Here is a 21,705-nt window from a genome sequence, read left to right as displayed (position 1 = left end):
AGCCAACCATGCCCGCCGTACGTCACGCCATCGTCGATCTCATCCTTCGGCCGCCGTCTCARCAGTGCCCATATTGCCGAAAGCAAATCCTTGAAAAACAGGGGCGCAAACACATTCTGCCAAAGTAGTGCTAGGCCGTGTGCCCATAAACCCCGCGGCGTGATGCGAAGGCTACGTCTGCGTTGCCCCAATAGCGACCAGGTTCGTGCGGCAAGGCAAGAGGTCGCGATGGGCCAGAAGGCGACATTTATTCAGATCAACTCGGGGATGCACTTGCAAAACCAAGAATCGCAACCTTAGCGCCGTTTGCCACGAGCATGAGATCGATCAGCTCAACGGGATGCTCTAGATCGGCAGGCTCTCGCGGCCGAGCGCGAGCGGCTGATCAAGTCGGTTGAAATGATAGCGCGGAGATAGTGTGGTGGATTTTGCCTTCGGCCATCTACACGAAAAACGACTCATTCACCGAGGAGCTTGAAAAAGCCCTTCGAGAAGGAATGAAGCGGTTCGGAACGGCGTTCGAGTTTGGCGCGAAGAACCGCGCCCTCCCAACCGATCCAGAAGAACTCGGCAAGCCAGTCGCAATCTTGGTTGGAAGAGATTGCACCAGTAGCCTGGGCAGCTCTCAAGCACTTGGCAGTGCGCTGCTGCCAGTCGATGAACACATCGAACAGCTGCTGGCGAAATGATTGTGGAAGTACGCTCATCTCCTGCCCAAGATTGCCCACCAAACAGCCTCGCGCATAACGGAAGCGCTTCATGGCGGACGTAGCATCGTCGGTAAAACTTCTGAGCCTTTCGAGCGGGGAATGCTGCTCGTTCAGGAAGAAGCTGTCGAGCTTTCGCGAAAAGTAGCCAGCGTAGCTGTCGATCAGCTCCGCTCCAAATGCCTCTTTGCTCGGAAAGTAGTGGTAGAACGACCCCTTTGGCACGTCGACGCTCCGCAAGACTTCCTCGATCCCCGTCGCGGAATAGCCCTTCTCCGTCAGCATAACGACACCTGCACGGACAAGCGCGTCACGGGTCGCGCTGGTGCCGGCAAGTTCCTTAGGAGGTCGCCCGCGACGGCGGCGAGGCAGCGTCTTGCTCATGCAAATCGTAATAGACCGATCGTCTAGAAGAAGCAAACTGCCCGTGATGCGGCGTTCTGCAGGTGGCGGAAACCCTCTCACTCCATCCACCAGTTCGGTGGTAGGCCTAGGCTCCGGCTTGGCTCACTCAACGTGGCTCGGCATTCGTTGGTGCGGGCGCGAACAGGTTAGTCGACGCGGCTTCCTGAACGATCACTGCCGCGTCTTCCGGCAGCAGAAACCCACGCGCTAGCAGATCCTGGGCGGCGATCCGGATCCGGTTCACGTAATCGTCGCGGCCGTGATAGCGCTCTTCGATCGACGGGCGGGCGTCACCGGTACGCTCTCGTTCCGCTTTCGTCGCTGCGAATGGCGAGAAGGACCCGATCAGCATGCAGGTGAATGTCTGCGGCTGGTTCTGGGCGCCATTGGTGCCGGTCGGCACCGCGACATCCGGCAGCCGCACGCCGCCGAGCGCATTGCCGTCCTGATCGCGCTTTGGCACTTGTATCACTGCGGCGGAAAGCCGAGTCGGGGCGCGCAGCGCAGGTGGCTCGCCGCCCGCGGCTTCAAGCGACATCAGCTCGCTGGCGGGCGGCTTGGTGCCGCGGCTTACCCAGGCATCAAGGTGCAGCAGGAGGGCCCGCGACAGCGGCGACCAATCGAGGCGGCCTGGCGTCAGTGTGCAGGCCGGTGCCTTGGGGGCGGGTATATGCGGGCCTCCCGCGATATCGTACATCCGCACATTGGCGGGCAGTGGCTGATCCGCGGTTCCGGACGCGCCCGTGCGGCCAAGCGAAGCGCGCAGCGAATAGTAGTCCGTGGTGGAGCTCACGAGTATCATCCTCGGAGGCACCTCGCCGCGCGCCTCGACCTTGGCCGTGATCTCCCCGATCGTGAGCGGTCCGTCATTCACGCCGGGAAAATCCGGGTTGTCGAATGTTGGAGCCCCCTCGGCGCTCGACATTGGTCCAAGGCCCGTCTGCAGGATCGGTAGAAGGCCAGCGGCCGAGACGAACACATGCATTCCGTCGAAGACGCGCCGGTTGCCCATCATGTTGAAGCCGTTCAGGAGAAAGGTCTTCAGGAATCGTCCATCCTGCGACCTGCCGCTCGCGAGCACGCGGTTGATCGCTCCCTTGAGCGGGTTGGGCGTTCCACCCTTGTCAGAAGCTGCATGCGCGAAGAAATCCGCGGCATCGCGGACGATCGCAAAGCCCACTCCCTCGACGAACCGTGTCTTGCCATCGGCGTCAGCGAACGAAGGCAGGTCCGCACTCTGTCCAAGCTCCCAAAATACCTCCGCAACCGCGAAACCATGGTCTTGAAGAAAGCCGGTGCCCTGCTCCAGCGTGCCCGGGAGAAACCGCACGTCGCGTGGCGAGTTGTAGATCGCCTCGGCCCAGACTTGCCCGCGGTTGGGTACGTCTACCAGCAACGCGCCGTTTTCCCCGCGCGGAGCCGCCGGCATCATGAGAATGACCTTCGCCGCGTAGTCGACGCGCCCGCGTTCATTGCGCGGCGCCTTGTTGATCCCAGGGATGGCTTCTTGCGGCGATAGGTCGCCGCGGATCTTGCCCTGCCAGATCACATAGTCGCCGGCGCGAAATGTGCCGTAAGGCTGCTTCGACGTGAACTCGATCCGGGTAACTTCTGCGCTCACTGGCCGCGCCGTAGAGATCAGGCTGAACAAGCAAAACAAGAACATCACAATTCGCCCGTTTCGACGGTGCGGCATGAGAATTCTCCATAGGGGATAGCGGCTGGTTTCGAGCATTTTTTGATCACGACACGCCGTATCAGAACGGACATGATGGACCGGCAACTTTTTCACCGGTCCATCGCCTATGGCGAAGGCCTTCTCACTCCATCCAATAGTCGATGTCCGTCTGATTTGCATTGGTGCCGGCCTTCGGCTCGGACGGGCCATGACTGCTGATGATGCCACGCATTCTGGCGAGGCTACCCGTGCCACCGGTAATGACGCCCGATGTCATGTTCGTAAGTTTCCCATCTCCACTGCTTTGAGCGACCAGAGATGTCCTGACAAAAAACTTCTCCCCGTTCTCCAGTATCCAAACGTTGTAGATGAGAGCCGGACCGTTGTTGTCGATGTAGTCCGACATGCCGCGTGTCCACTGCTCCTTCAACCTCGATCCGTTGATAAGGGGGGCATCGTCACCATAGGTCCGCCGAATTTCGAAGAGCCGAGCTTGATGTCCCGGAATGTCGCCAACGTCGATGACGTGTTGTTGGGTGTATACCGTCTGAGTTGCCGGCGTATCATAGCTGACGTGGTGCTTTTGCTGCGCAATGGCCACCGGCGCGGTTAGAGCCATTGCGAGAGTGATCATCATTCCAAGCGCGATACTGCGAAACATGCGTGACCTCTCATGCTGAAATCCACCCAACCATGAAGATATGGTCGGACGATGTTTGTTGAAGATTCCCTCATCAACCAGTCAGCGCTCGGTAGCGACCGAGCCCCAACCAAAGCTGATTTCACCGCGCTTTTCCGAGGTGCCATAAATTAGACCGATCGTCTAGTATTCGGCTTGGCTGCAAGCGATTTCGCCCATCAATCTTTTTTGACAGCGCTTTGTCGGACAAGGCCGGCGGAGCGCTCCATTCGCGCCGCGCAGAGGGCTGCGCGGGGTCAAATCGGTTCGCTGCGGGTGGGCTTTACCAACTCGGCACCATTTAATCCCGTTGTTACCTCGACAATCCGATCGTTTCGCCGAGCTTATCCCGATGTGGATCTGACGCTGGAGGAAGCAAGCACATCCCGCCTCCTTGCGGGCCTTCGGGAAGGAGAGCGGGACGCGGTGTTCCTGCGCCCCGATGAGGGCGAGGACGATCTACAGTTTCGGCGTCTCTCCAACGAGCCGATGCTCGTCGTATTGCCCGCAAGCCATCCGGTGGCGAAGTCGACTGAAATCGATCTTATCAGGCTGAAGGGGGATCCGCTCATTCTGACGCCGCGCGGATCGGCCTGGGTTGACACAGTCATCGCGGCCTGTCGGCGGGCGGGCTTCGAGCCGACCCTCGGGCAGTCCGCGCCGCAGATCAGCTCTGTCGTCAGCCTGGTGGCAGCTGAGCTTGGCTTTTCGCTCGTGCCGGCGTCAATGCGCCAGCTTCATGTAACCGGCGTCACCTATCGTGAGGTCAAAGGGATCGCTCCAATCGTGCGCTTGGCTCTGGCGTTCCGGCGTGGCGAGACCTCGAAGATCGTCCGCAACTTCATTGCCCAGGCGGTGGCGTGAAGCAGGGGGAGACTGTCAGACGGAAGCTGAAATGCTGATCGTCAAACGGTCCGACAATCACGAAAATCAGGTACAACCAGTCCGAATTTGCGCATGGTTAGCCGCCGCGCGTTGGCCATGCATACATGAGCCAGATCGCCGCGCTCGCCGTCGTCGGCGCGGATGTCAAACAGTCATTCTGCCGCAAAGACCCTTGATTTCTTCGGGTCCAGCTTTTCGACGACGTCCAGATCGCCGTCGTCGACAACGTCCTCTTCCTGAGGATCGCTTCCTGCGTGTGGTTTCGGACTGAACCATTGCGAGACACGGTCCAGATAAAGATAGACAACCGGCGTGGTGAAGAGCGTCAGGACCTGGCTGACCAAGAGACCGCCGACCATGGCGTAGCCGAGCGGTTGACGCAGCTCCGAGCCGGTGCCGTGGCCGAGCATCAGCGGCACGCCGCCGAGCACCGCCGCCATCGTGGTCATCAGAATCGGACGGAAGCGCAGAAGGCATGCCCTTCGAATGGCCTCAACCGGCGACAGGCCCTGATCCCGCTCCGCCGCGATCGCGAAGTCGACCAGCATGATGCCGTTCTTCTTGACGATGCCGATCAGCAGGACGAGGCCGATCAACCCGATCAAACTGAAGTCGAAATGGAAGATGAGGAGCGTCGCCAGAGCACCGACACCGGCCGACGGCAGGGTCGACAGAATCGTCAAGGGGTGAATGTAGCTCTCGTAGAGCACGCCGAGAATGAGATAGACCACGATCAGCGCCGCCACGATCAGCAAAGGCACAGAGGAGAGAGACTCCTGGAATGCCTTCGCCGTGCCTGCGAAAGTCGAGGTGATCGCGGCCGGCACGTTCATCTGCTGTTCCATCGCGTCGATCGCCTGCGTCGCCTGGCCGAGCGCGACGTTGGGCGCGAGATTGAAGGAGATCGTCACCGCAGGAAACTGGCCCTGGTGATTGATGGCCAACGGCCGCACTGGAGCCGTGGTCCACTTGGTGAACGCCGACAATGGCACCTCTCCCCCCGTCGTCGGTGAGCGGAGGTAGATCTGCTCCAGCGTGGACGGATTCTTCTGGAGCGAGGGCAGCACCTCGAGGACGACATAGTAGGTCGACAATTGGGTGAAATATGTCGCGATCTCCCGCTGCCCGAATGCGTCATACAGGGTCGCGTCGATCACGTCGGGCGTGATCCCGAAACGCGCGGCCTGATTGCGGTCGATCGACAGCGTCAGCGTGGTGCCTGACGTCTGCTGGTCGGACGCGACGTCGCGAAGCTCGGGCATCTCCTTCATCTTCGCGAGCAGCTTCGGGGCCCATGTGTTGAGCTGGTCCATGTCGGTCGACTGCAGCGTGAACTGAAATTGCGTCCGGGAGGCCCGGCCGCCGACACGAACGTCCTGCGCCGACTGGAGATAGAGCCGCGCGCCCTGGACCTTCGCCGTCTGGACCTGCAGACGACGGATGACCTGGTCGGCCGAGTCGGTGCGTTCATCCCGCGGCTTCAACGTAATGTACATCGTGCCGTCGTTGAGCGTATTGCCGCTTCCGCCCATCCGCATCGCCATGTGGTCGATCGCAGGGTCCTTCAGCACGATCGCGCCGATCTCCTGCATGTGCTTCGCCATATCGGCGATCGACACGTCCTGCGACGTTTCGACGACTCCGGTGATCAGCCCGGTATCCTGCTGCGGAAAGAACCCTTTGGGGATGATCACGAAGAGATAGACCGTCAGCGCGATCGTCGCGAAGAACACCATCAAGGTGATGAAGCGGAAACGCAGCACGAGGTCGAGGCCGCGCGCGTAGCCGTTCACGAGGGCCTGGAACATCCGCTCGCTGAGCATATAGAGCCTGCCGTGATGCTCCTCGTCGTGCGATTTGAGGAAGCGCGACGCCATCATCGGCGTCAACGTCAGCGATACCAGGGCCGACACGGCGATCGTCATCGCGAGCGTCACCGAAAATTCGCGGAACAGGCGGCCGATGATCCCGCTCATCAGCAATAGCGGAATCAAGACCGCGATCAGCGAAACGGAGATCGAGATGATCGTGAAGCCGATTTCGCTGGCGCCCTTGAGCGCGGCGGCCATCGGCGTCTCGCCCTCCTCGATGTAGCGGGTGATGTTCTCCAGCATCACGATGGCATCGTCGACCACGAAGCCGACCGCGATGGTGAGGGCCATCAGTGACAGATTATCGAGGCTGTAGCCGGCTATCCACATCAGCGCGCAGGCGCCCAGCAGCGCGAGCGGAACCGTGATCGACGGGATGATGGTGGCCCAGACGCTGCGCAGGAAGACGAAGATCACCATCACGACGAGGCCGATCGTCAGCAGCAGCGTGAACTGCACGTCCTTCACCGCCGCGCGGATCGTCTGCGTGCGGTCCGACAGCACCGAGACCTTGATGGCCGGCGAAATGCCGGCCTGCAGATGCGGCAGCTGCTTCATGACGCTGTCGACGGTGTCGATGACGTTGGCGCCGGGCTGCTTGAAGATGACCAGGAACACCCCGGGCTTGCCGTCGACCCAGCCGTACTGGGTATTGTCCAGCGGCGCACTGACGGCATGGCCGATGTCGCCGACACGGACGGGACTGCCGTTCCGATAGGCGATGACGATGTCGTTCCAGGCCTCGGCCTTGGTGAACTGATCGTTGGCATAGACGGTGTAGGTGCGCGTGTCGCCGTTGAGGGTTCCCTTGGGATTGTTGACGGTGATCACCGAGAGCGGGGTGCGCACATCCTCCAGCGACAGGCCCTTGGCGACCAGCTTGGCGGGATCGATCTGGACACGGATCGACGGCGCCTGCTGTCCACCGACACTGACCTGGCCGACGCCGCTGATATGGCTGATCGCCTGCGCGAGCTTGGTGTAGGTCTCGTCGGACACCTGCGTCATCGGCAGCGTCGTCGAGGTGGCACCGAGCGTGAGAATGGGCGAGTCGGCCGGATTGACCTTTCTGTAGGTCGGCGGGGTCGGCATGTTCTTGGGCAATTGCCCGCTCGCGGCATTGATGGCGGCGAGCACGTCGGAGCCGGCGCCATYGATGTTGCGCGAGAGATCGAACTGCAGAACGATCTGGGTCGAGCTGGTCTGGCTCTGCGACGTCATCTCCGAGACGCCGGGAATGAGCGCAAACTGCGATTCGAGCGGTTGCGCCACCGAAGAAGCCATCGTTTCCGGATCCGCGCCGGGAAGGTTGGCGGAGACCTGGATGGTGGGGAAGTCGACTTCCGGCAGCGGCGCCACCGGCAATTGCGCATAGGCGATGATCCCGACGAAGACGATGCCGACCATCAGCAGCGACGTCGCGATGGGGAGGCGAATGAAGGGAGCCGAGATACCGCCAGCCATGTCAGTCAGCCGATCCGGTGGTCTTGGTTCCGCTATTGGCCTGAGCAGTGCTGGCGCTCGCATCCGCCGTCGGCGCGGCCTGGGGCTTGTCGTCGACCAGTGCGCCATCGAACAGGCGTGACTGTCCGGCCACCACGATCCTGTCTCCGACGTTCAGGCCTTCGGAGACCACGGCATTTGCATCGCCGCTCTGGCTGACCTTGATCGGCCTCGCGCTGACCTTGCCATTGTCGCCTATCACATAGGCGAACAGACCCGACGGCCCGTGCTGCACGCCATCCTGCGGCACGACGATGACGTCCTTGCGCGTATCGATCAGCATCCGCGTGGTCACCGACAGGCCGGGCCACAGCGCATTGTCCTTGTTGTCGAAGCGCGCTTTCAGGCTGATGGTCCCGGTGGCCTGGTTCACCGAATTGTCCATGACCACGAGCCTGCCTTGCGACAGTGTCCTGGTTCCGTCCGAGGTCAGCGCCTCGACCGGCACCTCGCCGGTGTCAAAGGCCTTGTCGATGGCCTGCAATTGCTCTTCAGGCTCCGTGAACTGCACTGCGATCGGCTGCAGCTGGGCGATGGTGACGATCCCCGTCGTATCCGCGGCATGCACGATGTTGCCGGGGTCAACCAGCCGGAAACCCGTTCGTCCGCTGATCGGCGCCTTGATCGAGGTGTAACCGAGATTGGTCTGCGCATTGTCGATGGCGGCCTGGTCGCCCTTCACCTGCGCGATCATCTGATCGACCAGGGCCTGCTGGGTATCGAGATTTTGCTGGGTCTCGAATTGCTGCTTCGCGAGCTTCTGAAAGCGCTCCAGGTTCAAGCGGTCGTTCCTTAGATTGGCCTCGTCCTGGGCCTTCTTCGCCACCGCCTGCTCGAGAGCCGCGGTAAAGGGGCGTTGATCGATCTCCAGAAGTGGATCGCCCTCCTTCACCATCTGCCCCTGTTTGAAGAACACCTTGATGATCTGACCGTCGACGCGGCTCTTGACCGTCACCGTCTTGAACGGCGAGACGACTCCGAGACCGTAGGCGCGCACGGGAAAGTCGGCCTTCTTCACTACGAACGAGGTGACGGGAATCTTCGCCGCGGCCTGACTGGCAGCGCTTTGGGCGGCCGCTGCGGCTGGCTTGACGCCCCCGAGGAGCTCATACCACACGCCATAGGCCACCGCGGCTATTGCAAGGATTCCAAACAGCGCAACGCTGAGCTTCGGTCGCGTTGACAAATTGATGGCCCTCTAACTGTTTGTACCTGCCTACGGGTGACTCGACTGATTGCAGGTGAAACCGCCGCCTCTGATTGGAAGTATCGCGGACAAAATCCCAGCGTCAAAATGACGATCGCGTGCGAAAATCTGTACAAATTTTCATGTTCGCTCGTCGCAAAACGCAGTCGCTCGATCAAAGCCGTCCAACGAAGGACAGGCAGAAACAAACAGAAACGAAATGGAGAGACGTGAGAGGTCACCGCGGCATCACGCTGAATTGCGCCAACAATCGCGAATTTCAGGACCGCTCGCCTCAAGTCAGGCCCTATCATTGAAATTCAGCAAGCGCTGCTTGATGGGAACGAGGCGCGGGATGAAGGCTGATCAACCGAACCACCGGGGAAATGTCGTACCGTTTCGAACGCGATCGGGAGGCGGCCGAGATCCGGCTGATGATGCACGGCCCGACAACATCTTGCGCATGCTGGACCTCTCGAAGTTCGAACACCATCGCGCCACTGTCGAGAACCGCCCCAGCATGCGTTCCAACATCGCAGCAATGGTTCTGCTCGGACTTCTCGTATTCATTGCAACAGAGGACTTTTCCAGGCTCGAGCAATCGAACCTGTGCTTCGATAAATCGGAATGCAGGAATTGAACAGCGCCCGTCATCAACTGGCGACGTAACGACGAATCGCAATTTCAGCGGCATCGACGCGGGGCATGCCTCGATCAGCGGGGCTCCGGAAGACACAAAGCATCGCGCACCGGATCGGCCCTCCCCCATTGGCACCGTCCCGCCAATCGTGTAACCCGGCCGAAACCCTCGCCGGGACGGGACGCTGATGAGTGCGGTTGCTACTGATAACGCGGGAGATGGCACCCGCGCGCTGATCTTTGCGCTGCTTGCGCTCGCCTGCGGGCACATGCTCTCGACCTTGCTGCGCACGATTCCCGCCGTCAGCCTCGACCTGATGGCGGCGGATTTCCACATCGAGCCGCAGGCGCTGGCGAGCCTCACCTCGGTCTATCCCTTTGCCTTTGCCGCCGCGCAGATCCCGGTCGGTGCGGCGATGGATCGCTTTGGCGTGCGGCCGGTGTCGCTGAGCCTGCTTATGGGAACCGTGATCGGCGCCATCGCGTCGGGATTCGCGACGGGGCCGGAAAGCTTTGCGGTCGGGCAGGTGATGCTGGGCATCGCGACGTCGGGCATGCTGATGTGCCCGATGACGCTGGCGGCCAAGCAATTGTCGGCGGCGCGGTTCGGGCTATGGTCCGGCGCGATCCTCTCGATCGGCAATATCGGCATGCTGCTGTCGTCGAGCCCGCTCGCCTTCGTGGTCGATCATTACGGCTGGCGCGCCGGATTCTGGATCTCGGCGCTCGGCGGCGTCCTCGTCGCGCTCGCCGTGTTCTTGCTGGTGCCGAGGCAACCGGCCGAGCACAAGGACGAGTCCTCGCCGCTGTCGCAGATGATCGAGGTGCTGCGGCTCGGGCTCTCGCGCCCCCTGCGTGGCCTGATCGCGCTGGCGCTGGTGTCGCTTGCGACCTCGCTGGTGCTGCGCGGCCTGTGGGGCGGACCTTGGCTGATGGAGATCAAGGGACTGACGCGGGTCGAGGCCGGCAACCAGCTCGGCGCATTCACGCTGGCTATGATCGCAGGTCCCCTGTGCATCGGCATGATCGACCGCAGGCTCAGTCGCCGCCGCGAGCTGGTGGCGGGCACGCATATGGTCGGCGCGCTGCTGCTGGCGCTGATGGCGCTGGGGGCGCCGCATTATGCGGTCTCGATGCTGTTCGGCGTGCCCGTGATGCCGCCGCAATATGATCTCGTGCTGTTCGTGCTCATCGGCCTTGCGACCTCCGCCCAGCCGCTGCTGTTCGGCATGTCGCGGCAGCTGGTCGATGCGCAAACCGCGGGCAAGGCGCTCGCGGCGATCAACCTCGCCTTCTTCCTCGGCGCCGCCCTGATGCAGTCGATGACGGGCGCGGTGGCGGCGTTCGCGGGGCTGCCGGCGGTGCTGCTGTTCATGGCGGCGGCGCTTCTTCTGGGCGCGCTGATCTTCCTGGCCTATACGCGCACTGCGTGAAGCAGCCTCGTACAACAGCGTGGCGCAGGGGATGCTCCCGATTCGTCCTGTCGCGCCAGCCTCTGTGAAAAGTCGCAACCTGCAGTGGCCGTTATTTCCACTGTGACCCGGTGGTTACAGCCGCCGCATGACTCGCCGGATATTGTGACCGGATCGCGAAGTCGGACAACTCACCAGATGAAGTCGCTGGCCTGTGCGATGCCGACACGCACGATGCGCCTCAGGCGCCATTGCCGTTAGTTGAAGGAAGATCCTCGCATGACCACCAAAACCCTTTTCAGCGCCATTGCGCTGGCCGTTTCGACGTTGACCTCGGCCATGGCGGCGGACGTGTCGATGCCGTACAAGGCGGCGCCTGCGGCCCCGGCGTTCTCCTGGACCGGTTGCTATGTCGGCGGCAATGGCGGCGGTGGCCGCGGGGTCAACGAGCAGCAGCCCATCGTCGGGCAAACATTCAATGCCGATCACAACAGCGGCTGGCTCGCTGGCGTGCAAGGGGGCTGCGACTATCAGGTCGGCTCCCTGGTGGTCGGCCTCGAAGGCCAGTTCGATTGGGCCGACATGAAGGACACCAGCACGACACTGATTCCGGGCGGCGCCGCCGGCTTCCTGCTGACGACCCAGCTCGATCGCGTCGCCACCGCGACCGGCCGCATCGGCTACGCCTTCGATCGCGTGCTGTTTTACGCCAAGGGCGGCGCCGCCTTCGCTCACTTCAATTATCAGATGACGCAGACCGATTTCGCCGCCTTCTCGGTTGATTTCAAGGGGTCGCGCGATGTGACGGGATTCGTCGTCGGCGCCGGCCTCGAATATGCGCTGCTGCCAAACCTGTCGTTGAAGGCCGAATACAATTATTTCGACTTTGGAACGAACGGCTACACCCTGAACTGCACCAGCAGTCCCGGATGTGCTACTCCCTTCTTCCCGGCGAGCGTCCGGCAGAACATGCAAACCGTCATGCTCGGCGTGAATTGGCGATTCAATACGGCTGTCGCCCCGCTCGTCGCGCGATACTGATTTTTGTGCCGAAAGCGTCGGCGGCGCGTCGTGTTCGGCGCGCCGCCGCCAACAGCCGCCGTGGCTTTGATGCGGTCGTCCCTGCCCCGCCCTAAAACTCACCGGACTGTCCGAGAGGCCTTGCGAAACACGGCGCAGCGAAGGATGCTGACGCGTACCGTGCATCAAAGGACCATCTCATGCCTGTCGATACCAAAGCCGCCACCGATCGCCTCATGCGCTTCCTCTCCGTCGAGGGCGTCACCGGACAGGAGGCGGCGATCGGGCGTGAGCTCACCGCTGCGCTGAAGGAGAGCGGCGTGCCGTCCAAGGCGATCCGGCTCGACGACGCCAACACCCGCATTCCCGTGCCGACCGAGACCGGTAACCTCATCGTCGACCTGCCCGGCCGCGGCGCGCTGCACAACCAGCCGCGCATCATGTTCATGACCCACATGGACACCGTGCCGCTGTGTGCCGGCGCCAAGCCGAAGAAATCCGGCCGCAAGATCGTCAACGAGGCCAAGACCGCGCTCGGCGGCGACAACCGCTGCGGCTGCGGCGTGCTGGTGACGCTGGCCGCCGAGCTCGCCAAGCAGAAGCTCGATCATCCCCCGATCACGCTGCTGTTCTGCGTGCGCGAGGAGAGCGGGCTCTACGGCGCGCGCCACGTCAAGCTGGACGAGCTCGGCTCGCCGGCGATGGCCTTCAACTATGACGGCGGCTCGGCCTCCAACGTCATCATCGGCGCCGTCGGCGCGGACCGCTGGAATGTTGAGATCTTCGGCCGCGCCTCGCATGCCGGCGTTGCACCGGAGCGCGGCATCTCCTCGACCATGATCATGGCGCTCGCGCTTGCAGACGTGAAGTCCAGCGGCTGGTTCGGCAAGGTCGTGAAGGGCAAGAGCCAAGGCACCAGCAATGTCGGCCCCGTCACCGGCGGCGAGGGCCGCCCGGCGGGCGATGCCACCAACGTCGTCACCGACTACGTCCATGTGCGCGGCGAGAGCCGCAGCCACGACGGAAAGTTCTTCAAGGAGATCACCAAGGCCTACAAGGCCGCGTTCGAGAAGGCCGCCAAGAAGGTGACGAACGCGCAGGGCAAGTCCGGCAAGATCAAGTTCAAGGCCGAGACCGACTATTTTCCGTTCCGCATGAAGGACAATCTCCCCGTCGTCAAACGCGCGGTCGAGGCGGTGTCCGCGGTCGGCGGCACCCCGAACGTCCGCACCGCCAATGGCGGCCTCGATGCCAACTGGATGGTCCGCCACGGCGTTCCCACCGTGACCTTCGGTGCCGGCCAGAACGAGGCGCACACGATCGACGAGTGGATCAACCTCGACGAATACGACCGCGCCTGCGCGCTGGCCGTGCAGCTCGCGACGATGCGGTGAGGCGCGTCGCGCGTGAGCTCAGAGAGATCATTTGTCGCCAATGACGGCACCGTCATTGGATATCGGCAACTGGGCTCAGGCCCCGGACTGGTGCTGCTCCATGGCGCGCTGCAGAGCGCAGCGAGCTTTACTGACCTTGGCGCAGCGCTGGCCGACCGCTTCACCGTTCTCATCCCGGACCGGCGCGGTCGTGGTCTGAGCGGACCGTTCCGGCCCGACCACTGCATGGCGACCGAGATCGATGATCTCGGCCGGCTTCTCGCCGAGACGGGCGCACAAAATGTGTTTGCATTGAGCGCCGGGGCCTTGGTTGCCATGCACACCGCGCTCGCCAATCCGGCGATCGCGCGCCTCACGCTTTACGAGCCGCCGCTCGAATTCGGCGGGGTCCAGCCGCGCTACTGGGCCGCTGGCTATGAGGCGGCCCTGGCGAAGGGGGATCTGCCGGGCGCCCTTGTTGCCGTGCTCAAAGGCACCGGCGACAACGAGATCATGACAAGGCTCCCTGCGCCTGTCCTTAAATCGTTCTTCGCCATGATGATGCGGCTCCGTCCCAACGCGGCCGTTGGCAACGGGCCGCCTCTGGCCACGCTCATCCCCACGGTCCACTACGACATCGAGCTGATTGCGGAGAAAGCCGGCGACCTTGACCGCTTCAGGAGCTTGAGCACGGAAACGCTGCTGCTTGGCGGCGATCGGAGCCAGGGCTATCTCGCCACCGCTCTCGATGCTCTCGCCGCGATCCTGCCGAACGCGACGCGCGTTGAATTCAAGGGCGCCGGACACATCGCGGCAGACAACGAAGGCGACCCGATTCGCGTTGCGGCGGAGCTGCGTCGTTTCTTCGCATGAAGTCGTCCGCAGGATGGGGAGAGTGCAGCGAAACCCATCGCCGCGGTAACGAAGATGATGGGTTTCGCTTCGCTCTACCCATCCTACAGAACTGCCCTGCATCGCCCGCGGTTGCCCGCCGATGCCTGTCGGCCTAGCCTGCAAGGAAAAGCAGGAAGGAAACATGGCACGCATCTCGACAATCGAGACCGGGTTCTACCGGATCCCCCTCCCCGTCACGCTGTCGGACTCGACGCATGGCGAGATCGCGGCGTTCGAGCTGATCACCTGCCGCATCCGCGATGCCGACGGCGCCGAGGGCGTCGGCTACACCTACACGGTCGGGCGCAATGGCGGGGCGACTGCCGACATCCTCAAACGCGAGATCCCGCCACTCGTCGAAGGACGCGAGGCCGACGACACCGAGGCGATCTGGCATCACGTCTGGTGGGGCCTGCATTATGGCGGGCGCGGCGGACCGGCGGTGCTGGCACTGTCCGCGCTCGACATCGCGTTGTGGGACCTGAAGGCGCGGCGCGCGAAATTGCCTCTGTTCCGCCTGCTCGGCGGCTTCGATGCGCACGTGCCCTGCTATGCCGGCGGCATCGACCTCGATCTCTCCGTCGAGGCGCTGCTCGCGCAGACCGACGGCAATCTCGCCAAGGGCTTTCGCGCCATCAAGATGAAGGTCGGCCGGCCCGATCYCAAATCCGACGTCGCGCGCGTCGCGGCCATGCGCAAACATCTCGGCGACGGCTTTCCGCTGATGGCGGACGCCAACATGAAATGGACGGTCGAGGACGCGATTCGCGCCGCCCGCGCCTTCGTCCCCTACGACCTCACCTGGCTCGAGGAGCCTGTTATCCCCGACGACGTCGCGGGCCATGCCCGCATCATGCAGGCCGGCGGCGTGCCGATCGCGGCCGGCGAGAATCTGCGCTCGCTGTGGGAGTTCAAGAACTACATCGTCGCGGGCGCGGTATCCTATCCCGAGCCTGACGTCACCAATTGCGGCGGCGTGAGTGCGTTCATGAAGATCGCGCKGCTGGCGGAGGCGTTCAATCTCCCGGTCACCAGCCACGGCGCGCACGACATCACGGTGCATCTGCTCGCGGCCTGTCCGAACCGCTCGTATCTGGAAGCGCATGGATTCGGGCTGGACAAGTATATCGAGCACCCGCTGGTGCTCGCGGACGGCAAGGCCGTGGCGCCGGACCGGCCGGGCCATGGCATCAGCTTCGACTGGAAAGGACTGGCGAAGCTCTCGCCGTAGGGCAATCCGTCATGGCCGAAGCAAGACGTGGATGGCCGGGTCATAGGCGAGCGGAAGCGACGCCGTCCTTCGGACGGCTATGCCCGGCCATGACGATGTTGCTGCACGCGAGACACTCGCAGGCGCTTGACGGGTCGGCTCAATATTCGGCTATGCTGGCATTAGCCGGCCCTCCTTACGAAAGATCCCCGCCTTGCCCCCCGAGCTGCACCAGAAACTGACCCAGTGGCGCCGGCATCTGCATGCGCACCCGGAACTGGGCCTCCACGAGAAGGCCACCTCGGCCTTCGTGCAGGAGAAGCTCACCGAGCTCGGCATTCCCTTCGAAGCGGGCATCGGCGGCCACGGCGTCGTTGCGACGCTGACGCGAGGGGCGGCGCAGGGCCGCGTCGGCCTGCGCGCCGACATGGATGCGCTGCCGATCACCGAGGACACCGGCCTGCCCTACGCCTCGACGACATCAGGCGTGATGCATGCCTGCGGTCATGACGGGCACACCGCCTCGCTGCTCGGCGCGGCCGCGCTGCTGGTGGCCGACACCGGCTGGAGCGGCACCGTCGACTTCATCTTCCAGCCGGCCGAGGAAGGCCTTGGCGGCGCGCGCGCGATGGTCGGGGCGGGCCTGTTCGACCGCTTTCCGATGACGCGGGTGTTCGGCTTCCACAACTGGCCGGGGCTCGCAGCCGGCACCATCGCGGTCCACGACGGCGTCGTGATGGCTTCCGGCGGACGCGTCAGCATCACCATCGACGGCCATGCCGGACATGCCGGCATGCCGCATCTGACCCGCGATCCCGTCATGGCGGCGGGACACCTGATCGTGGCGCTGCAATCGGTCGTGTCGCGCAGCATCGATCCGCTCGACACCGCCGTGCTCTCGCTGTGTACGCTCGAAGGCGGCACGGCGCGCAACCAGATCGCGGGACGCGTCACCATCGGCGGCACGCTGCGGTATCATCGCGACGCGGTGAAGGACGTCATCCTGGCGCGGATCGGAGAGGTCTGCGCAGGCATTGCAACGACCTTCGGCGTCAAGGTCACGCCCGAAATCGTCATGGGCGTCGGCGTGGTGGTCAACACGCCTGCCGAGGCGGGCCTGGCGCGCCTTGCCGCGGAGAGGGTGCAGACCGAGGTGCGACGCGATCTCGCGCCGAGCATGGCCGGCGAGGATTTTGCCTTCTTCCTCAAGCAGTGCCCCGGCGCCTTCGCCTGGATCGGCAACGGTGAATTGCGCGACGGCGCCGAGCTGCACGGCCCGCGCTACGATTTCAACGACGCGATTTTGCCCGTCGCGTCCAGCTGGATGGCCGAGGTCGCCAAGGTGGCGCTGAAGTCGAACTGACCCCGGAACGGCAGGACCTCGGATTCCCTGCGCATGACGTCGGCCGTGCGCCGACCGTCCCGCCGCACTGTCCCACCGACACTTTTTTCTTTGGCCTGCAACCCTTTGAACATGCAGCGGCGATGACTGCCCGACCGGGCGCGTTGCAGCACCGCACCGCTGCGCGCGCTTGACGCGGGACGTGCGGGCAGGAATAATGAAATTAAAGAACAATTGTTCGCATTCCGAACAAACTGCAGCGGGACCAAGCGGGCTCACAACACCGCATCCGCGCCACCAGAGGAAACGTCATCGATGCAAGCCATCCTCAATGGCGACAGCACGCTCATCGTCGCAATGATCGTCGCCTACATCGCCTTCACGTCCTGGCTCACGTTCAAACTGCGCAGCAGGACCAGCGATCAGTTCATGACGGGCGCACGCGCGATGCCGGCGGTGGTCGTCGGCGTGCTGATGATGTCCGAATTCGTCGGCGCCAAATCGACCGTCGGCACGGCGCAGGAAGCGTTCCAGTCGGGCATCGCGGCGGGGTGGGCCGTGCTCGGCGCCTCGATCGGCTTCCTGCTGTTCGGGTTCCTGATGGTGAAGAAGCTCTACAGTTCCGGCGAATACACCATCTCGGCGGCGATCGCGCAGAAATACGGCAAGTCGACCATGCTCACGGTGTCGGTGATCATGATCTACGCGCTGCCGCTCGTGAACGTCGGCAACTATGTGAGCGGCGCAGCCGCGATCGCCACCGCACTGCATGTCAGCATGCCCGTTGCGATGTGCATCATCGCCGTGGTCAGCACCTTCTACTACGTGTTCGGCGGGCTGAAGGGCGTCGCCTGGGTGACGATCCTGCACAGCGCCATCAAGGTCGTCGGTATCGTCATCATATTCTCGGTTGCGATGTCGCTGACCGGCGGCATCGCGCCGATCCAGGCCAAGCTGCCCGCCTATTACTTCAGCTGGGACGGCAAGATCGGCTTTGCGACCATCTTCGCCTGGACCTTCGGCACCGTCGGCGCGATCTTCTCGACCCAGTTCATCGTGCAGGCGATCTCCTCGACGCCGAGCGCTGATGACGCGCGCAGGGCCACCTTCTATGCGGCGGCGTTCTGCCTGCCGCTCGGATTTCTGCTCGCCCTGATCGGCGTCGCGGCGAAATTCCTCTATCCCGACATGAACAGCCTCTACGCGCTGCCGGTGTTTTTGGAGAAGATGCCGCCGCTGGCCTCGGCTTTCGTGACCACCTCGCTCGTCGCCTCGATCTTCGTCAGCGTCTGCACGGTTGCGCTCGCGATCGCCTCGCTGGTGGTGCGCGACTTCTACGTCCCCTACTGGAAGCCGACGCCCGAGCGGGAGCTGAAGATGACCCGCCTGTTCTCGGTGGCGATCGGCATTGCACCGCTGGTCTTCGTCTTCTTCATCCCGGAAATCCTCAAGCTGTCGTTCTTCACGCGCGCGCTGCGCCTGTCGATCACCATCATCGCGATGATGGGATTCTATCTGCCGCTGTTTGCCAGCAACCGCGGCGCCACCGCGGGCCTGATCGGCGCCGCGATCTCGACGACGGCCTGGTACATGCTCGGAAACCCCTTCGGTATCGACAACATGTATGTCGCGGCCGCGACACCGCTGGTGGTGATGGCGGTCGAGCGCCTGGTGATGGGCCGCGCTCCGGCCGCCGCCGCGACGTCGCAGCCAAATGCATTGATGGAAAGGACTTCGACATGATCATCGATACCGAGATCGTGACCACCGACATCGGGACCGCCGCCGACGGCGTCGTTCGCCCGGCCGCCGGCGATCCCGACCGGTCCGACGCTTTCATTCCCTCGCCTTGCGTGCAGAACCACGCCGCCAATCTGATGCCGCTCGCGAACGGCGATCTGGCCTGCGTCTGGTTCGGCGGCACGCAGGAGGGCATGTCGGACATCTCGGTCTATTTTTCGCGCCTGCCCCGCGGCGCGACGCAGTGGTCTCCGGCCGAAAAGCTGTCCGACGACAACGGACGTTCGGAGCAGAACCCGGTGCTGTTTCCCGCACCTGACGGCACGCTGTGGCTGATGTGGACGGCGCAGCTGGCGGGAAACCAGGACACCGCGCTGATCCGCCGCCGCCTCTCCCGCGACAACGGCAAGAACTGGGGCCCGATCGAGACGCTGTTTCCCGAGCAGCGCGGCCGCGGCACCTTCATCCGGCAGCCGATCGTCGTGCTCGACAATGGCGACTGGCTGCTGCCGGTGTTCTATTGCCACAGCACCCCGGGACGGAAATGGAACGGCGACGAGGACACCAGCGCGGTGAAGATCTCGTCCGATTCCGGCGCGACCTGGCGCGACGTCGACGTCCCCGGCAGCCGCGGCTGCGTGCATATGTGTATCGCGCGCCTCGACGACGGCTCGCTGATTGCCCTCTACCGCAGCCGCTGGGCGGACAACATCTATCAGAGCCGGTCCACCGATCACGGCCGCACCTGGTCGGCGCCGGTCCAGACCGTGCTGCCCAACAACAACTCCTCGATCCAGGTCACGCGACTTGGCAACGGTCATCTCGCGCTGGTCTTCAACGATTCCAGCGCCAGGGATGCGACCGGGCGCCGCCTCTCGCTCTATGACGAGATCGAGGACGATTTGCCGCCCGTGCTCGCCGGCGACGGCAAAAGAACGGATGAACGCACCGCGTTCTGGGGCGCGCCGCGGGCGCCGATGACGCTGGCCGTCTCCGCCGACGGCGGGCGGACGTGGAGCAAGCGCAATGTCGAGACCGGTGACGGCCTTTGCATGACCAACAATTCACGCGATCAGACCAATCGCGAACTGTCCTATCCTTCGGTCAAGGAGACCGCCGACGGGGCGATCCACATGGCCTTCACCTTCCATCGCCGCGCGATCAAATATGTGCGCGTGACCGAGCCATGGGTGAAGCGCGCCATCCGGGACTGAGAGCATGGACAAGAGGCCGCACGCGCTAGTGACGGGCGCAAGCTCGGGGATTGGTGCGGCGATCGTCGAGCAGCTGCTGCGCGACGGCTGGCGCGTCACCGGGATCAGCCGCCGCCTTGCGACGTTCGACCATCCGGCGTTCGATCATTTGTCGCTCGACCTCGATGATGTCGACAGCATTGCCGACGCCTTGGCAGGCTTCACGCCGACCGCGCTGGTTCATGCCGCGGGCCTGCTCAAGGTCGGTGCGCTCGGATCGCTCGACCATGACGACGGCGCGGCGATGTGGCGGCTGCATGTCGACGTCGCCGGGCGCCTCGCCAACGCGCTGGCGCCGCGCCTGCCGAACGGCGGACGCATCGTCTTCATAGGCAGCCGCACCGCATCGGGCGCCGCGGGCCGCGGGCAATATGCCGCGACCAAGGCGGCGCTGGTCGCGCTGGCGCGGTCCTGGGCGCTCGAGCTCGCACCTCGCGGCATCACCGTCAACGTCGTTGCCCCCGCCGCAACCGAGACGCCGATGCTGAAGGATCCCTCGCGCGCCAATGTCATGCCAAAGCTGCCGCCGATCGGCCGCTTCATCCGCCCGGAGGAAGTCGCAGCCGCCGTGGCCTTCCTGCTCTCGACGGAAGCGGCCGCCATCACTGGACAGCAACTCGTCATCTGCGGCGGCAGCTCGCTCTGAGTTCGACCCGTGGCTACTCCAAATCGGTTGTTGTACGATGGATCTCGTTCAAGCAAGCGAGATCCCAATGGACCGACGCGAATTTGTTTCGGGACTGACCCTTGCGACTGCCGCGGCAGGCCTGATGCCGACCGGCGCCGCGGCGGAAGGCAGGCGCGTCGCGCTGGTGATCGGCAACGGCGCCTACAGGAACGTGCCCACGCTGCTCAATCCGCCAAACGACGCCGGCGACATAGCTGCAGCGCTGAAGCGGCTCGGCTTCTCGGTCCGTCTGGTCACCAATGCCAGCTTCGACGAGATGCGTCGCGGCCTGATCGCATTGGGGCGCGACGCCGCCGGAGCCGATATGGCGACCGTGTATTTCGCGGGCCATGGCATGGAGATCAATGGCGAAAACTGGCTGATCCCGATCGACGCAGAACTGAAGCGGGACACGGACGCGGCAAACGAAGCCATCAGCCTGCAGAGCGTGATGTTGCAGGTTTCCAATACCACGAGCCTTGGCCTCGTCATCCTCGACGCCTGCCGCAATAATCCATTTGCCGCCAGGATGAACCGCACGCTCGCCACCCGGGGGACGCCGACCAGCGGGCTCGGTCGCATCGAGCCCGTCGGCAACGTTCTGGTCGCTTATGCCGCACGAGACGGCACCACGGCGCTTGACGGCGACACGCGTAACAGTCCGTTTGCAGCGGCGCTCCTTCGCAACATCGAGACACCGGGCGTCGAGGTCACGTTCATGTTCCGCAACGTCCGCGACGAAGTGATGGAAGCCACCCGAAACGAGCAGCAGCCGTTCGTCTAGGGCTCGCTGTCTCGCAAGGGATTTACCTGGCCGGGCAACCAAAGGGCGGCGCCGAGGGAGCGGAACCTGTCGCCCCGCTTCCGGCTGTCGCGTCCCCGGCACCGTCAGGCGCGTCGATGTCATCGACGATCGATCCTGCGTTGGTGGGCACCTGGGAGATCATGGTACCGGGCCGCCGCGGACAATCGCGTTGGATCTGGCAGATCATGAACGACGGCACTTACAAATTCCACGCCGTGCCGCAGCGCTCGGCCCATCCGCACGAAGGCACGATGATTGCTGCAAATGGCCACTGGACCCTACAAGCCCGAAGGGGCCTTTCGGGTTATAGCGATGGCGGCGCCTACGAGATCCGCGATACACTCGCGGTGATCACGGGCAAGCTGGGCACCGGCGCCTGGAAGCGCAGCGCGGAGTGAGGGCACGAGCCCAGTACGCATCCGATAGATGGTGCCGC

The 21,705-nt window shown here is 63.6% G+C and carries 18 protein-coding genes; 13 read left to right on the top strand and 5 right to left on the bottom strand.

The window, feature by feature from the left end; genetic code table 11:
* Positions 1–458: 458 nt before the first annotated feature.
* The 3 genes from acuR to AB4Z51_RS33650 all read right to left on the bottom strand — a co-directional run bounded on the left by acuR (position 459) and on the right by AB4Z51_RS33650 (position 3,451).
* Positions 459–1,091: an acrylate utilization transcriptional regulator AcuR gene (gene acuR / locus AB4Z51_RS33660; protein ID WP_085404513.1), complete on the bottom strand. Its 633-nt coding sequence runs from the start codon at positions 1,089–1,091 to the stop codon at positions 459–461.
* Between the two features lie 127 nt (positions 1,092–1,218).
* Entirely contained in the window at positions 1,219–2,904 is a 1,686-nt protein-coding gene (locus AB4Z51_RS33655) for an alpha/beta hydrolase domain-containing protein (protein ID WP_135215063.1), read from the bottom strand.
* 28 nt (positions 2,905–2,932) lie between these two features.
* Positions 2,933–3,451, bottom strand: coding sequence for a hypothetical protein (locus AB4Z51_RS33650; RefSeq protein WP_085404515.1), 519 nt, complete (start codon positions 3,449–3,451; stop codon positions 2,933–2,935).
* Between the two features lie 174 nt (positions 3,452–3,625).
* Between AB4Z51_RS33650 and AB4Z51_RS33645 the strand changes: the two genes are divergently transcribed.
* Positions 3,626–4,333: a LysR substrate-binding domain-containing protein gene (locus AB4Z51_RS33645; RefSeq protein ID WP_085404516.1), complete on the top strand. Its 708-nt coding sequence runs from the start codon at positions 3,626–3,628 to the stop codon at positions 4,331–4,333.
* A 173-nt stretch (positions 4,334–4,506) separates the two neighbouring features.
* Here the strand turns inward: AB4Z51_RS33645 and AB4Z51_RS33640 are convergent, their stop codons facing one another.
* The gene (locus AB4Z51_RS33640; protein WP_441498836.1) at positions 4,507–7,689 is read right to left on the bottom strand and encodes an efflux RND transporter permease subunit; all 3,183 of its coding nucleotides are present in this window, start codon (positions 7,687–7,689) and stop codon (positions 4,507–4,509) included.
* Between the two features lies 1 nt (position 7,690).
* Entirely contained in the window at positions 7,691–8,914 is a 1,224-nt protein-coding gene (locus AB4Z51_RS33635; RefSeq protein ID WP_085404518.1) for an efflux RND transporter periplasmic adaptor subunit, read from the bottom strand.
* 355 nt (positions 8,915–9,269) lie between these two features.
* On the opposite strand from AB4Z51_RS33635, the gene AB4Z51_RS33630 reads away from it, so the two are divergent.
* From AB4Z51_RS33630 to AB4Z51_RS33575, 12 genes are all read left to right on the top strand, one after another.
* The gene (locus AB4Z51_RS33630; protein WP_135215062.1) at positions 9,270–9,554 is read left to right on the top strand and encodes a hypothetical protein; all 285 of its coding nucleotides are present in this window, start codon (positions 9,270–9,272) and stop codon (positions 9,552–9,554) included.
* Between the two features lie 187 nt (positions 9,555–9,741).
* Positions 9,742–10,986, top strand: coding sequence for an MFS transporter (locus tag AB4Z51_RS33625; protein ID WP_085404519.1), 1,245 nt, complete (start codon positions 9,742–9,744; stop codon positions 10,984–10,986).
* A gap of 258 nt (positions 10,987–11,244) precedes the next feature.
* On the top strand, positions 11,245–12,006 hold the full coding sequence (locus tag AB4Z51_RS33620) for an outer membrane protein (protein WP_085404520.1): 762 nt from the start codon (positions 11,245–11,247) through the stop codon (positions 12,004–12,006).
* A 179-nt stretch (positions 12,007–12,185) separates the two neighbouring features.
* Positions 12,186–13,379 carry a M20/M25/M40 family metallo-hydrolase gene (locus tag AB4Z51_RS33615; protein WP_085404521.1) on the top strand — a complete coding sequence of 398 codons (1,194 nt, stop codon included), beginning with the start codon at positions 12,186–12,188 and terminating at the stop codon, positions 13,377–13,379.
* Positions 13,380–13,469: 90 nt separating this feature from the next.
* Complete coding sequence (locus AB4Z51_RS33610; RefSeq protein ID WP_201266257.1) at positions 13,470–14,231, top strand: alpha/beta fold hydrolase; 762 nt, start codon at positions 13,470–13,472, stop codon at positions 14,229–14,231.
* A gap of 163 nt (positions 14,232–14,394) precedes the next feature.
* Entirely contained in the window at positions 14,395–15,483 is a 1,089-nt protein-coding gene (locus tag AB4Z51_RS33605) for a mandelate racemase/muconate lactonizing enzyme family protein (protein WP_441498835.1), read from the top strand.
* Between the two features lie 193 nt (positions 15,484–15,676).
* Positions 15,677–16,825, top strand: coding sequence for an amidohydrolase (locus tag AB4Z51_RS33600; RefSeq protein ID WP_085404523.1), 1,149 nt, complete (start codon positions 15,677–15,679; stop codon positions 16,823–16,825).
* A 294-nt stretch (positions 16,826–17,119) separates the two neighbouring features.
* Positions 17,120–18,547, top strand: coding sequence for a sodium:solute symporter family protein (locus AB4Z51_RS33595; RefSeq protein ID WP_441498834.1), 1,428 nt, complete (start codon positions 17,120–17,122; stop codon positions 18,545–18,547).
* Positions 18,544–19,758 carry a sialidase family protein gene (locus AB4Z51_RS33590; RefSeq protein ID WP_135215060.1) on the top strand — a complete coding sequence of 405 codons (1,215 nt, stop codon included), beginning with the start codon at positions 18,544–18,546 and terminating at the stop codon, positions 19,756–19,758. Before AB4Z51_RS33595 ends, AB4Z51_RS33590 begins: the two co-directional genes overlap by 4 nt.
* A 4-nt stretch (positions 19,759–19,762) precedes the next feature.
* A complete protein-coding gene (locus AB4Z51_RS33585; RefSeq protein WP_085404525.1) occupies positions 19,763–20,443 on the top strand; it encodes an SDR family NAD(P)-dependent oxidoreductase in 681 nt (226 codons plus the stop codon).
* A gap of 67 nt (positions 20,444–20,510) precedes the next feature.
* Positions 20,511–21,248: a caspase family protein gene (locus AB4Z51_RS33580; protein ID WP_441498833.1), complete on the top strand. Its 738-nt coding sequence runs from the start codon at positions 20,511–20,513 to the stop codon at positions 21,246–21,248.
* A 116-nt stretch (positions 21,249–21,364) separates the two neighbouring features.
* Positions 21,365–21,667: a hypothetical protein gene (locus tag AB4Z51_RS33575; protein WP_085404527.1), complete on the top strand. Its 303-nt coding sequence runs from the start codon at positions 21,365–21,367 to the stop codon at positions 21,665–21,667.
* Positions 21,668–21,705: the final 38 nt, after the last annotated feature.

Origin of the sequence: Bradyrhizobium sp. 2TAF36 (assembly GCF_052114925.1) — a bacterium.
GTDB classification, from domain to species: Bacteria; Pseudomonadota; Alphaproteobacteria; order Rhizobiales; family Xanthobacteraceae; genus Bradyrhizobium; species Bradyrhizobium barranii.
This window is presented reverse-complemented; position numbering and strand designations above follow the sequence as displayed.